At 64.1% G+C, this 13,343-nt stretch carries 11 protein-coding genes; 1 reads left to right on the top strand and 10 read right to left on the bottom strand.

Translation table 11 applies throughout. The features are described 5' to 3' along the window. The 10 genes from KYK29_RS17820 to KYK29_RS17775 all read right to left on the bottom strand — a co-directional run bounded on the left by KYK29_RS17820 (position 1) and on the right by KYK29_RS17775 (position 11,040). Positions 1 to 2,280 carry a chemotaxis protein CheA gene (locus tag KYK29_RS17820; protein ID WP_254692240.1) on the bottom strand — a complete coding sequence of 760 codons (2,280 nt, stop codon included), beginning with the start codon at positions 2,278 to 2,280 and terminating at the stop codon, positions 1 to 3. A gap of 16 nt (positions 2,281 to 2,296) precedes the next feature. After that, positions 2,297 to 2,662, bottom strand: a complete 366-nt coding sequence (gene cheY1 / locus KYK29_RS17815; RefSeq protein WP_254692239.1) for a chemotaxis response regulator CheY1 — start codon at positions 2,660 to 2,662, stop codon at positions 2,297 to 2,299. Beyond that, positions 2,659 to 2,958: an STAS domain-containing protein gene (locus tag KYK29_RS17810; RefSeq protein WP_254692238.1), complete on the bottom strand. Its 300-nt coding sequence runs from the start codon at positions 2,956 to 2,958 to the stop codon at positions 2,659 to 2,661. The genes cheY1 and KYK29_RS17810 overlap by 4 nt, the downstream gene beginning before the upstream one ends. 47 nt (positions 2,959 to 3,005) lie before the next feature. Beyond that, a complete protein-coding gene (locus tag KYK29_RS17805; RefSeq protein ID WP_254692237.1) occupies positions 3,006 to 4,568 on the bottom strand; it encodes a globin-coupled sensor protein in 1,563 nt (520 codons plus the stop codon). 619 nt (positions 4,569 to 5,187) lie between these two features. Continuing rightward, positions 5,188 to 5,502, bottom strand: a complete 315-nt coding sequence (gene rhaM, locus KYK29_RS17800) for an L-rhamnose mutarotase (protein WP_254692236.1) — start codon at positions 5,500 to 5,502, stop codon at positions 5,188 to 5,190. 10 nt (positions 5,503 to 5,512) lie between these two features. Beyond that, positions 5,513 to 6,547, bottom strand: coding sequence for an ABC transporter permease (locus KYK29_RS17795; protein WP_254692235.1), 1,035 nt, complete (start codon positions 6,545 to 6,547; stop codon positions 5,513 to 5,515). Continuing rightward, the gene (locus KYK29_RS17790) at positions 6,540 to 7,526 is read right to left on the bottom strand and encodes an ABC transporter permease (protein WP_254692234.1); all 987 of its coding nucleotides are present in this window, start codon (positions 7,524 to 7,526) and stop codon (positions 6,540 to 6,542) included. Before KYK29_RS17790 ends, KYK29_RS17795 begins: the two co-directional genes overlap by 8 nt. Beyond that, complete coding sequence (locus KYK29_RS17785) at positions 7,523 to 9,025, bottom strand: sugar ABC transporter ATP-binding protein (protein WP_254692233.1); 1,503 nt, start codon at positions 9,023 to 9,025, stop codon at positions 7,523 to 7,525. The genes KYK29_RS17790 and KYK29_RS17785 overlap by 4 nt, the downstream gene beginning before the upstream one ends. A 177-nt stretch (positions 9,026 to 9,202) precedes the next feature. Then, positions 9,203 to 10,192, bottom strand: a complete 990-nt coding sequence (rhaS, locus tag KYK29_RS17780; protein ID WP_254692232.1) for a rhamnose ABC transporter substrate-binding protein — start codon at positions 10,190 to 10,192, stop codon at positions 9,203 to 9,205. A 35-nt stretch (positions 10,193 to 10,227) separates the two neighbouring features. Beyond that, positions 10,228 to 11,040: a DeoR/GlpR family DNA-binding transcription regulator gene (locus tag KYK29_RS17775; protein ID WP_254692231.1), complete on the bottom strand. Its 813-nt coding sequence runs from the start codon at positions 11,038 to 11,040 to the stop codon at positions 10,228 to 10,230. Positions 11,041 to 11,239: 199 nt separating this feature from the next. Between KYK29_RS17775 and KYK29_RS17770 the strand changes: the two genes are divergently transcribed. Continuing rightward, on the top strand, positions 11,240 to 13,333 hold the full coding sequence (locus tag KYK29_RS17770; RefSeq protein WP_254692230.1) for a bifunctional rhamnulose-1-phosphate aldolase/short-chain dehydrogenase: 2,094 nt from the start codon (positions 11,240 to 11,242) through the stop codon (positions 13,331 to 13,333). Positions 13,334 to 13,343: the final 10 nt, after the last annotated feature.

Genomic DNA, 13,343 nt, shown 5'->3' with positions numbered 1-13,343 from the left:
CTAGCCCGTCGCCGCAAGCGAGATTTCAGGTTTCAGGGACTGGCCGCGCGAAGCGGCCACGACCGCATCGACGTCCAGGATGAGCGCGACCCGGCCGTCGCCGAGAATGGTGGCCGCGGCAATGCCAGGAACATGGCTGTAATTGGCCTCCAGGCTCTTGATGACGACCTGCCTCTGGCCCTGGATGGCATCGACCATCAACGCGCGCTGGCCACCGCCTTCCGACTCGACCAGGAGCGCCACGCCCTCCACCGGGTTCGCCTGCGAGGCCCGGAAATTCAGGATCTTGCCGACGTCGACCAGCGGGCAGAAAGAGTTGCGGATCGAGATAAGCCGCTGGGCGGCCCCGAAGGAATGGATTGCCGCCGCCTCCGGCTGCAACGTCTCGACGATGGCCGTCAGCGGCACCACCAGCGTCTGGCCGGCAACCGTCACCACCATGCCGTCGAGGACGGCGAGCGTCAGCGGCAGGCTCATCGTGAAGACCGAGCCATGGCCCGGCTTCGAGGAAATCGAGATGCGCCCGCCGAGCGCCTGGATCGATCGTTTCACCACGTCCATGCCGACGCCGCGTCCGGAAATATCGGAAATCTTGTCGGCGGTCGAAAACCCCGCATGGAAGATCAGGTTGTCGACCTCCTCATCCGACAGGTTCTGGTCCGCAGTGATGAGATCGTTGTCGATGGCCTTCTGGCGCACCCTCTCGCGATTGATGCCGGCGCCGTCGTCGGCAAGCTCGATGACGATACGGCCGGACCGGTGCTTGGCGGTGAGCCGCACCGTTCCTTCCGGATTCTTTCCGGCGGCTTCCCGCTTTTCCGGCGATTCGAGACCGTGGTCCACGGCGTTGCGGATCATATGGGTCAGCGGCTCGGCCAGCTTGTCGATGACCGTCTTGTCGACCTCGGTGTTCTCGCCTTCCGTAATGAGGCGCACCGACTTGCCGGTGACGTCGGCGATCTCGCGCACGATGCGCGACATGCGCTGGAAGACCGGCTTCACCGGCTGGGCGCGGATGGCCATCACCGAATCCTGGATCTCGCGGGTCAGCTGTTGCAGCTCCTCGAGCCCCATGTTGATGGAGGACACGCCGTTGCTGTCATTTTCGACGACGCTCTGCGACAGCATCGCCTGATTGATGACGAGTTCGCCGACGAGGTTGATCAGCCGGTCGACCCGGTCGAGGTCGACGCGGATCGTCTGGGCGGCAGCGCCCTGGGCATTGGCAGCGGTTGCGGCAGCGGTATTGCGGCTGGCGGCGGCTGCCGCCTGCGAGACGGCGGTCGCCGTTTCCGCGGCGTTGACCGCGGCGACTGCCGGGCTTTCCGTTTCGACGATCGACGGCCCCTGATCGTCATCGAGGATGGACAGGTCGAAGGGAACGGGCTGCATCGGCGCTTCATCCGGATCACCCCCATCGGTGGCGAGGGGCTCGTCCTTTACGGTGCGCACCTCCAGATCGCAGTCCCATTCGGCGAATTCGAAGACCGAGCGGACGGCGTCCTCGCCCCGGTCGGTGGCCACGGAAATCCGCCAGGAGAAATAGGCTTCCTCCGGGTTCATCTCCTCCAGCGGCGGCAGGCTGTCCATGTCGCAATGGATACTCATGTCGCCGAGGCGGGACAGGTCGCGCAACAGCAGCGTCGCCTCGTTGCCCTTGGCATAAAGGTCGCTTCGCGGGCGGAACAGGATCTCGCAGGTCGGCACACAGGAGGCTTCATCGGCGGTTTCGAGCGCCGGCTCGTCGCCGAAATCGTCGAAGGAGAAGGGTATCGGCTGGAACCCCTCGTTATTGCCCGAAGAGGGCGCGGGCGTTTCGATCGCGGTCCCGGCATCCGGCGCGGGGGACGCCGGCGTTTCGGCGACGGGCGCCTCGACGCGCGCGAGCGTCTCCACTTCACCGCGCGCGAGCGCTTCCAGTTCACCGATCAGCGCGCGGCTGCGCTCGGCATCGACACTGCCGCCGTCGCGCGCCGCATTCGTCAGGTCGGCAAGCACATCGGCGGATTTGAGCATGACCTTCAGGACATCCGGGGAGGGTTCCAGCCGGTTGGAGCGGACGCATTCCAGCGTCGTCTCGAAGACATGGGCGAAGGATACGAGGTCATCGAGGCCGAAGGCGCCGGCGCCGCCCTTGATCGAATGCACCGCACGGAACACGGCGTTGACCGTTTCCGGATCGCGGTCTCCATCGTTCAGACGCAGGAGTCCCCCTTCCAGTTCCGCGAGCTGTTCCTCGCATTCCTGAAAGAATATCTCCTTGATTTCGTTCATATCCATCGGGAAGAATCCTGGATTAGGCGGTTACGCGCTCGATTGCATCGATCAGTTTGGTCGGGTCGAAGGGCTTGACGATCCAGCCGGTCGCACCGGCCTGACGGGCGCGGTTCTTTTTCTCGGCGTCACTTTCGGTCGTCAGAACGAGGATGGGGATCGCACGATATTTCTCATTGCGGCGCACGCCCTCGATAAAGCCGAAGCCGTCGAGACGCGGCATGTTGATGTCGGTGACGATGACGTCGGGACGGGTGTTTTCCAGCACCTCCAGCCCCTCGATACCGTCCTCGGCCTGGATCGTCTCGAAGCCCGCATTATTGAGCGTCACCAGAAGCATGTTCCGGATCGTCCGTGAATCATCCACGGTCAGTACCTTCTTCTTCATTGCCGAATCTCCTTCGCCAGCAAATGATCAATGTCGACGCCGATGAGTTTCAGGGTCGCCATGAAGGCGTCCGAAACGCGGGCGAAGGTGAAGGACAGCCGGTCGCGCTCCCAGCTTCTCGCCGCAGCCATCAGGACCTGAATGCAGAGCGCGCCGACGCGCTCCACCGCCGATGCGTCGATGACGATGGCGCTGCCCTTCAGGCTCATCAGCCTGCCGTGCAGGGCCGAAGCCTCGTTGAGATCCAGCACCGGCGCGAGGTTCAGCGTCTTGCCGGCGGTTTTCCTGCTCGCCATCACGGTTTTCCTTGTTCCAGTCGGTTCATGTTCATCATCGTCCCGTTTCAACTCGCAATGCCCGCTGCGCGAGCGGGAAGCGACAGGGCTCCCGCTGCGCCATCGTTTCTTTCGCCGGTCTGGCGTTCGCGCGTATGCGCCACATGAAACTGACGGATGGTTTGGCCAAGTTCGAGGATGACGGTTTTCAGGTCGCCGCCGGCGGAGCCGATGCGACCGGCGTCCGTCGCCTGCGCCTCCAGCGCACGGCCGGCGCTTGCGATCCCGGCGCTCGCCAGATCCAGTCCGTCGGCCTCCGCCGCGCCGTCGCGCAGGATACCGCCGATCCGCTCGTTGATGTCTTCGACCTGACGCACGACGCCGCCGATGGCGTGCTGCGTGCGATGGACGCGCTCGACCCCTTCCTCGACCTGCGTCTTCGTGCCGACGACGAGTTGCTTGATTTCACGGGCGGCGTCGGCCGAGCGCTGGGCAAGCGCCCGCACCTCCTGCGCCACCACGGCGAAGCCGCGGCCGGTGTCGCCGGCCCGCGCCGCCTCGATTCCGGCATTGAGGGCGAGAAGATTGGTCTGAAAGGCGATCTCGTCGATGACGCCGATGATCTGGCCGATCTTTTCCGCCGAGGCCTCGATATCGGCCATGGCCGTCATCGCCTCGCCGGCGATATCGCCGCTCAGCGCCACGGACTGGCGCGTTTCGGCAGCCGCTTCCTGCGCCTTTCGGGTCTCGTTCAGGGTCCGATGCACACGCTCGGCGATCCCGCCAAGCGTATTCGCGGCTTCCAGGAGATTTGCCGACTGTTCGGCAGAACGGCCGGCAAGCGTGCCGGATTCGGCCGACAGCATGACGGCAAGGCGGTCGGTTTCGCCGGCCTGCGTGGCGACGGCGGACAGGCGGCCGCCGATTTCGTCGAGCGCGCCGTTCAGCGTATCGACCAGTTCCCGCCAGGACTCCGGCGCCGTTTCGCTGGCACGCGCGGAAAAATCCAGCCGCGCCAGCCCCCGGATCGTCTCGCCGAAGACGCGTTCGAGATCCGCCCGGTCCTCGTCGCGCTGTTCGGCAAGCGCGCGGGCGTGCGCATGGCGCAATTCATTGAAGCGGAGCGAAACGCCGATCTCCAAGTCGACAAGCGCCGTGCACAGGAAGGCGGAGACGAGCTCCGTCAGCGCCTCGCGGCGCGCCTTTCCGCTACCGGGCAGCAACGACTTCGGCCAATGGTCCTCGATGAGGCCGGTGACCACCTTTTCGATGACCACCGCATGGCCGGCGATGCGCCAGCGCGGATCGAGCCCCATCCGGCTCTCGGTATCGGCGAGCACCTTGACGCGTTCGGCATAAAGCGCATCGAAGCGCGCATCGGTCAGAACGTTCCAGTGGGAGCTGTGGAGATCGTGCAGGCGGTCGATCTGGCGGTCGCTCTCGAAATGGCGGGCGGCATCCGGAAACGCCTGGAAGCGCTGGAAAAGATCGCGCAGCGCCAGTTCGACGCGCCGTTCGAGCGCCTGCCGGCCGGCGCGCAGGCATTCGCCCTGGTCTGCTTCGAGGCCGGCAAAGCGCAGGCGGTCGCGCAGGCTTGACGCCTGTCCCGTTCGCACCTGATCTGCCGACATGTCCTGCACCAATCCGCTCCCAAACCAACGATGCGCCCGAACCGGCCATTAGAGGCCCGGTCCGGAAATTCGCGCATGGAAGGAAGGTGGCGCCGGCGCCGGCCGGGAAGCGGAGCGCAGCTTCCAGGAACCGGTGCACCAGGATGCCGACCGTCGATCCATGATCAAATTCGGTGAATCTCGAATACCGGCTCGAACCCGGTACGGCGGTTCGGCGTCATGCCTGGGTGGGAAAAGGCGGATTTCCCATTCCGACGTGTTACCCCCATGTTTATGGTTAATTCCTTGCCTGAAGGTTAATATCCGGCGGTTCCCCGAAAAGTTGAGTGCCGCGGGAAAACTTGCGGTTTGCGCAAGCTCCGGGCAAGCCGCGAGGCGCAGGATGACGGTCAAGGCTGACCATGATCGTCAGGAGGGAACAATGATCGTTCTGGGACTGGGCGCGGCGCTGATCGCCTCGGCGACATTCGTCGCCGTATCGCTGCTGATCGACATCGATGCGGGACGCGGGCCGGTGCGGACCAAAGTGTTCTGATCCGTCGCGGCCGCCGGCGCATTTCCGGCCGAAGCGGGATCGCTTCGGCGTCGGGGAATGTGTTAAAAACAAGGATCCGGCGCGTCAGGCCATATGAAAGACGGTGACGAGCGGCACCGCCACCGGCTCGTTGTCGGGTTTCGTTTCCATGATATCCGCCATATGCGCCCACCAGCGCTTCATCAGGGGATGGTCCGGCAAGCCGGCCATGGCGTGATCCTTTTTCCGCCAGAGCACCCCGAAGAGCAGGTTCGTCTCCTCATCCAGATGGATCGAGTAGTCGGCTACGCCCGCCTGCTTGAGAAGCGCCACCAGTTCCGGCCAGATAGCGTCGTGCCGCGCCTTGTATTCGGCCGCCTTGCCCGGGTCGAGCCGCATGCGGAAGGCATATTTCTCCACGGTCTTCTCCTCAGTGCGTTACGCGGCGGCGCAGGCGTCCGTAAAGGATCGGCAGGGCGATGACGGTGATCAGCAGGAGGCCGATGAAGATCGACATGACGATGCCGGGCACATTGAGGAGGCCGAAGCCGAAGGTCACCATGCCCATGATGAGGGCAGCCAGCACGACGCCGGGGATGGTGCCGGAGCCGCCGAGGATGTTGACGCCGCCGAGCACCACCATCGTCACCACCTCCAGCTCCCAGCCGAGCGCGATGGAGGGGCGTGTCGAACCGAGGCGGGCGGTCAGGCAGATCGCGGCAACGGCGGACATCAGGCCGGTGAGCAGGAAAAGCAGGAATTTCACACGCCCGACGCGAACCCCGGAAAACAGCGCCGCAGTGGGATTGTTGCCGATGGCGTAGATCGTGCGGCCGAAACTCGTCCGGTGCAGCAACACGCCGTAGACGACGGCGAACAGCAGGAACAGGCAGAACTCGAAGGAGAAGACCCACCAGACGTAGCCCTGGCCGAACCAGGAAAAGCTTGCGGGATAGCCGGTGAACGCCTGATCGCCGAGGATGATGAAGGACAGCCCGCGAAACAGGCTCATCGTGCCGATGGTCACAACGATGGACGGGAGGCCGAGGCCGGTGACGAGCGCGCCGTTGAGCGCGCCGCAAAGAAGACCGGTGGCGAGGCCGACCGTGACGAGCGCCGGCGTATCGAAGCCGAGCTGCACGGCATAGCCCATGGCGGTGGAGGTCAATGCGATGATCGAGGCGACGGAAAGGTCGATCTCGCCGGAGATGATGACCAGCGCCATGGCGAAGGCGATCATCGCCTTCTCGGTGAAGTTGAAGGTCGCGTCCGACAGGTTCCAGGGATCGAGAAAATAGGGAGAGGCAAACGAATTGACGAGGAAGATCGCCGCCGCCACGGCGACGAGCAACGCTTCCCAGCCTTTCAGCATGCGGGCGGCACGGCCTTCCCGCCGATCGGGAATATGACGTGCAACCCTCTGCCCGTCAGCCCCGTGCCCGTCAGCCCTTTGCACGTCAGCCATGGGTCGCCTCCGCTTTCTTCAGGATCACCCTGCCCTTGCGTTTTTCGGAACGGGCGTTGACGGCAACGGCGACGATGATGACCGTGCCGGAAATCGCCATCTGGGCGAAGGGCGAGATGTCGATGACCGGCAGCGCATTCTTGATGACGCCGAGGAAGAGCGCACCGAGCACCGTGCCGGCGACGGAGCCGATGCCGCCGGCGATCGATACGCCGCCGATGACGCAGGCGGCGATGATGTCGAGTTCGAAGCCGGCCGCGATATCGACATAGGCGACCGCGTAACGCGAAACCCAGAGGTAACCGGAAAGGCCGGCCAGCATGCCGGAGAGGCAATAGGCGAGAAACCGCGTCCGGCCGACGTCGATGCCGGTATAGACGGCCGCATGCGGATTGCCGCCGACCGCGAAGAAAGCCCGTCCGAGCGGCGTTCGCCGCATGACGAGCAGCATGATCGCGATCATGGCGAGCGACAGCCAGGACAGGACCGGAAAGCCGAGCAGGTTCAGACGCGGCAGCGCCTTGAAGGCGGGACTCATCTGGTGCGCGTTGATCCAGGCCCCGCCCGAGAGGAGGAAGATCAGCCCGCGATAAATCGTGAGCGTTCCCAGCGTGACGACGATCGGCGGAATATCGAGCTTCCAGACGAGCAGGCCGTTGAAGGCGCCGAGAACCGTGCCGAGCGCCATGGCGATCAGGATGAGAAGCGGGATCGGCAGGCCGGGCATCGCCGCATTGACCATCGCCGCGGCCATGCCGCAGAGCGCAAGCGCCGCAGCCATCGAAAGATCGATGCAGCGCGTCAGGATGACGGCCATCTGGCCGAGCGCCAGGATGATCAGGATCGAGGAGTCGTTATAGACATTGACGAGATTGCCGGGCGTCACGAAGGGCGGGAACCGCAGGGCGATCAGCGCCACCAGCGCGACGATCGCCACCACCAGCAGCATCTCGCGATTTCCGGAGAGACGCTTCATCATGCGGCCTCCCGGATGCCGGCGGCGGCGCGCACCAGTCCTTCAGCGGAAAGCGCGTCCCGCTCGAAGCGGGCGGCGATGCGCCCCTCGCGCATGACGATGACGCGGTCGGCCATGCCCATGATCTCCGGAATTTCCGAAGAGACCATGATGACGCTGAGACCGGAGGCGGCCAGTTCGCTCATGAAGGCGTGAACGGCCGCCTTGGAGCCGATGTCGATGCCCTTGGTCGGCTCGTCGAGGATGATGACCTTCGGCTTCGTCGCCAGCCATTTGGCGATGACCACCTTCTGCTGGTTGCCGCCCGACAGCGTTCCGACGTCCTGATCGAACGAGGCCGCGCGAAGATCGAGCCGCGCCGTATAATCGCGCGCCAGCGCGAATTCTTCCGCCAGCCGCAGGAAACCGGCGCGGGAGGTGCGCGACAGTGACGGCAGCGTGACATTCTGGAAGATCGGCAGGCCGATGATCGCCCCCTGCCGGCCCCGCTCCTCCGGCACATAGACGATACCCGCCGCAATCGCATCGGCCGGCGAGCGGATGACCCGGACCTCGCCATCGAGCCGGACGGCCCCGGCGGACGGTTTCGTGATGCCGATCAGCGACTGCATGAACTCCGAGCGGCCGGCGCCGACGAGGCCGTAGAAGCCGAGAATCTCGCCGCGACGCAGTTCGAAATTGATATCCTCGAATTCGGTCGGATGCCGGTAGCCGGAAACGGTGAGCACCGGCTCGCCGATCGCCACCGCCTGCTTGGGAAAGACCTGGCCGATATCACGGCCAACCATCAGCCGCACGAGATCGTCCTGCGTGGTTTCAGCGATCAGTCCCTCGCCCACCATGGAGCCGTCCCGAAAGACCGTGTAGCGGTCGGCGATACGGAAAATCTCGTCGAACTTGTGACTGATGAAAAGGATCGCCTTGCCGTCGGCCTTCAGCCGGTCGACGAGCTCGTAAAGCTCGTGGATCTCCTTGTGCGACAGCGCCGCCGTCGGCTCGTCCATGATGACGACGCGGGCGTCGATGGAAAGCGCCCGGGCGATGGCCACCAGATGCTTGCTGGCGATACCGAGATCGCGCAGGCGGATCGACGGATCGAGATCGGCCCCGACACGCGCAAGCAGCGCACGGGCGTCCGCGTTCATCTTCCGCCAGTCGATGAGACCGGGACCGATGCGAGGGGCGTGGCCGAGGAAGATGTTTTCGGCGACCGACAGTTCGTCGAAGAGCACGGTTTCCTGATGGATGGCGGTGACGCCGGCCCGGGCTGCGGAACTGGCCGACGGAAAACGGGTCGGCGCGCCATCGACGCGGATGACGCCCTCGTCCGGCTGGTAGATGCCGGTGAGGATCTTCACCAGGGTCGATTTGCCGGCGCCGTTCTCGCCGACGAGCGCCGTTACGGAACCCGGATGGAGCGCGAGCGAAACCTTGGACAGCGCCCGCACGCCCGGAAAGGATTTCGAGATCCCTTCGAGCGCGATGGCGGGCTTCGTCCGCAATGGGGTCGTGTCCTGCTGCAAGGGTCGGTCCACCGGCAAGTTTCAGGGTTTTTCATCAAGGCTGCCCCGCAGCCCGCTCCTCTCCGGCCGGGAGAAGAGTGGAGCGCATGCGAGGCGATGAGGGGAACCGGCAGGCGCAATGCTTGCCGTCATCCGCTCATCCGTCTTTCGTCCAGATCAGAAGATCTTGGCGAATTCCTCGACATTGGAGGCGTCGTAGACGAAGGGGTCGGCCATGGCGCCTTCGTTGTTGTCGTCGAGCGTGACGGCGCCCATGCGTCCCATCTTGAGTTCCGCGCCCGGCTTGGCTTCCGCGCCGCCGATCAGGTCGTAGGCGATCATGGTGGCGGAATAGCCAAGGTCGATCGGGTTCCAGATCGCGAAGGATTTGGACGCGCCCGACTTGACGTGGCCGGCCATTTCGGAGGGCAGGCCAAGGCCGGTGACGTTGATCTGGCCGGCCTTGCCGGCATCGGTGACCGCCTGGGCGGCGGCGACGATGCCGACGGAGGTCGGCGCGATGATGGCCTTCAGATCCGGATACGACTGGATGAGCCCCTGCGTCTCGCGATAGGACTTGTCGGCAAGATCGTCACCATAAACGGTCGCCACGACATTGATCCCCTGGTAATTGCCGAGCACCTTGTTCATTTCCTCGATCCAGACATTCTGGTTGGTCGAGGTGGCGGTCGCCGAGAGAACGGCGACATCGCCGCCTTCCGGCAGGTTGTCGGCGGCAAGCTTGATGATCATATTGCCGATCAACGGGTTCGACGATGGATTGAGGTGCATCTGGCGACCCTCGGGCGCGACACCCGAATCCCAGGAAATCACCTTGATACCCCGGTCCATCGCCTTCTTCAGCGCCGGAACGAGGGCGTTGGTGTCATTGGCCGAGACGGCGATGGCGTCGACTTTCTGGGCGATCAGCGAATTGATCACCTCGATCTGGCCTTCCGCCGTGGTACTGGTCGGGCCGGTATAGATCACCTCGACGTCGCCGAGTTCCTTCGCGGCCTCCTGCGCACCCTTGTTGGCGGCTTCGAAGAAGCCGATGCCGAGCGCCTTGACGACGAGGGCGATCTTCTTCGTTTCCGCATGCGCGGTATTGGCGACGAGGGCGACCGATACCGCCGCCGTCACCAGCAAAGTCTTCAAGATCTTCATGACTGTTTCCTCCCAGTGAAATCCACCCTCCGGCCTCACGCCGGTGCGGGCGCAGTCTGCGCTCCGGCTTCCGCCTGAACATTCGCGACGATCAGCCGGACGCCCGCTTCCTCCAGCATCGCGGCGTCCCTGTCCTCGATGCCCGAATCCGTAATCACGGTTGCGATGCGCTTCAGGCCGCACAGGATGAGGCTGGAGCGCTTCCTGAATTTGGTCGAATCGGCCAGCACGACGAGTTCGTCCGCCTGGTCGATGAGCTTCTGTTCCGCCTGGATGAGCAGCGGATCGGCCTCCATCAGACCGAGCGGCCCGAGACCCTGCGCCCCCATGAACATGCGGCGCGCATAGAAATTGCGCGTCACATCGTTGTCGAAGGGACTGAGCACGATGTTCTGTTCGCGATAGATCGTGCCGCCGGAAAGCATGATGGTGTTCTTCGAATGCTTGAGCAGATGCTCGGCGATATTGAACGAATTCGTGAAGACCTGCATGCGCCGGTTCACCAGGAAATGCACCATCTGGAAGGTGGTGGTGCCGCCGTTGATGATGATCGGGTCGCCATCCTCGCAGAGCGCCACCGCCTCTTTCGCGATCGCCTGCTTCTGGCGGGTGTTCAGCGTCTCGTTGACGGTGAAGGGCCGACCGGCGAGGCCGACGAATTGCGGCGGATGCAGCGCCTCCGCTCCGCCGCGCACCCGGCGCAGCCGCTTCTGCACATGCAGGGCCGCGATGTCGCGCCGGATCGTCGCCTCGGAACTGTCCGTCAGCTCGACCAGTTCGGGCACTGTCGCGACCGGCTTTTCCTGGACCGCCGACAGAATGATCCGATGTCTTTCCTTCTCGTGCATGGCTCCTCCAACCGTTGCAATGCTTCCATCGCCACCACGCATTGTCAATCACGTTCGATCATTTTTTTTCATTGTGCAACGCAATATGATTGTTTTTGATCGTTAATGATTGACATTTGCGCTCATTCCATGAAATTTGAAAACCTGCCGTCAGCCGCCGCGAGCGGCCTGCACCTGGAACCAGCGGGAGGAAACACCGATGCTCGACGAGAACCTGGGCGCGCGCCTTGCCAATCTTTGGGATGACGCGCGGGCATCGACGATGAGCGAACCCGAACGGCTGCTCTATCGCTCCAATCTGCTGGGCTCGGACAAGAGGATCACCAATTACGGCGGCGGCAACACGTCGGCCAAGGTGATCGGGAAAGACCCGCTTACGGCCGGCGATGTCGAGGTCCTCTGGGTCAAGGGATCGGGCGGCGACGTCGGCACGATCCGGATGGACGGCTTTGCAACCCTCTATATGGACAGGCTCAACGCGCTGAAAGGCCTCTATCGGGGGATCGAACACGAGGACGAGATGGTGGGCTATCTTTCCCATTGCACCTTCGATCTCAATCCGCGCGCCGCCTCCATCGACACGCCGCTGCACGCCTTTGTGCCGAGGAAGCATGTGGACCATATGCACCCCGACGCCGTCATCGCGATTGCGGCGTCGAAGAACAGCCGCGAACTGACGCAAAAGATCTTCGGCAACGACATCGGCTGGCTGCCCTGGAAGCGGCCGGGTTTCGAACTCGGCCTGTGGCTTGAGAAATTCTGCCGGGACAACCCGAAAGCCCGCGGCGTGGTGCTCGAAAGCCACGGCCTCTTCACCTGGGCCGATACGGCAAAGGACTGCTACGAGACGACGATCGAAATCATCAACAAGGCGATCGCCTGGTTCGAGGAAAACAACAAGGCCCCCGCCTTCGGCGGCGCGGCGCGGCCGGCGCTTGCCGCTGCGGAACGCCGGAAGATCGCCGAAAAGCTGATGCCGGTCATCCGGGGCATGATCGGCAAGGACGAAAGAAAGGTCGGCCATTTCGACGACAGCGACGCCGTGCTCGATTTCGTGACGTCCGGGAACCTCGAACCGCTCGCCGCCCTCGGCACGAGTTGCCCGGATCACTTCCTGCGCACGAAGATCCGCCCGCTGGTGATCGACTTCAATCCCGCCAATCCGGATATAGACGCAACGCTTGCCGGACTGGCCGACGCCATTGCCGCCTATCGCGCCGGTTACGCCGCCTATTACGAACGCTGCAAGCGTCCCGGCAGCCCAGCCATGCGCGATCCGAACGCCGTCGTCTATCTGGTGCCCGGCGTCGGCATGATCACCTTCGCCAGGGACAAGGCGACGGCCCGCATTTCCGGCGAATTCTACGTCAATGCGATCAACGTCATGCGCGGCGCATCCGGCGTCTCCGACTATATCGGCCTGCCGGAACAGGAGGCCTTCGATATCGAATACTGGCTCCTGGAGGAGGCCAAGCTCCAGCGCATGCCGAAGCCGAAGAGCCTCGCCGGTCGCATCGCGCTCGTCACGGGCGGCGCCGGCGGCATCGGCAAGGCGACGGCCGACCGGCTGATGGCGGAGGGCGCCTGCGTGATGCTTGCCGATATCGACGAGGCGGCGCTCGCAACCGCGCAAAGCGAGCTTGCCGGCCGCTACGGCAAGGATTTCGTGCGCTCGGTCGCGATGAATGTCACCGACGAGGCCCTGGTGGCGAGAAGCTTCGCCGAAACGCTCGTCGAATTCGGCGGCCTCGACATCCTCGTCTCCAACGCCGGCCTCGCCTCCTCGGCGCTGATCGAGGATACGACGCTGGAACTGTGGAACCGGAACGTCGACATTCTCGCGACGGGCTATTTCCTCGTCTCGCGCGAGGCCTTCCGAATCTTCCGCAAGCAGAAGGCCGGCGGCAACGTCGTCTTCGTCGCTTCGAAAAACGGCCTTGCCGCCTCCCCCGGCGCTTCGGCCTATTGCACGGCGAAGGCCGCCGAAATCCATCTGGCCCGCTGCCTGGCGCTCGAAGGCGCATCCGAGCAGATCCGGGTCAATGTGGTGAACCCCGACGCGGTGCTGCGCGGCTCGAAGATCTGGACCGGCGAATGGAAGGAACAGCGCGCCGCCACCTACAAGACCGACGATCTGGAAGCGCATTACCGCGAGCGCTCCATGCTGAAGCTCTCGGTCTTCCCGGAGGATATCGCGGAAGCGATCTATTTCCTCGCCTCCGACATGTCGGCCAAATCGACCGGCAACATCATCAATGTCGACGCGGGCAACGCCCAGTCCTTCACGCGTTGAGGAGGACGCG

The organism is Shinella daejeonensis (assembly GCF_024281235.1).
GTDB lineage: Bacteria > Pseudomonadota > Alphaproteobacteria > Rhizobiales > Rhizobiaceae > Shinella > Shinella daejeonensis.
This window is presented reverse-complemented; position numbering and strand designations above follow the sequence as displayed.

What these genes read in the sequence shown, in the direction of transcription:
- KYK29_RS17795 (WP_254692235.1), bottom strand. Translation starts at nt 6,547, where the DNA reads ATGGCTGACGTGCAAAGGGCTGACGGGCACGGGGCTGACGGGCAGAGG.
- KYK29_RS17820 (WP_254692240.1), bottom strand. Translation starts at nt 2,280, where the DNA reads ATGGATATGAACGAAATCAAGGAGATATTCTTTCAGGAATGCGAGGAA.
- KYK29_RS17790 (WP_254692234.1), bottom strand. Translation starts at nt 7,526, where the DNA reads ATGATGAAGCGTCTCTCCGGAAATCGCGAGATGCTGCTGGTGGTGGCG.
- KYK29_RS17810 (WP_254692238.1), bottom strand. Translation starts at nt 2,958, where the DNA reads ATGGCGAGCAGGAAAACCGCCGGCAAGACGCTGAACCTCGCGCCGGTG.
- rhaS (WP_254692232.1), bottom strand. Translation starts at nt 10,192, where the DNA reads ATGAAGATCTTGAAGACTTTGCTGGTGACGGCGGCGGTATCGGTCGCC.
- KYK29_RS17805 (WP_254692237.1), bottom strand. Translation starts at nt 4,568, where the DNA reads ATGTCGGCAGATCAGGTGCGAACGGGACAGGCGTCAAGCCTGCGCGAC.
- cheY1 (WP_254692239.1), bottom strand. Translation starts at nt 2,662, where the DNA reads ATGAAGAAGAAGGTACTGACCGTGGATGATTCACGGACGATCCGGAAC.
- KYK29_RS17775 (WP_254692231.1), bottom strand. Translation starts at nt 11,040, where the DNA reads ATGCACGAGAAGGAAAGACATCGGATCATTCTGTCGGCGGTCCAGGAA.
- KYK29_RS17770 (WP_254692230.1), top strand. Translation starts at nt 11,240, where the DNA reads ATGCTCGACGAGAACCTGGGCGCGCGCCTTGCCAATCTTTGGGATGAC.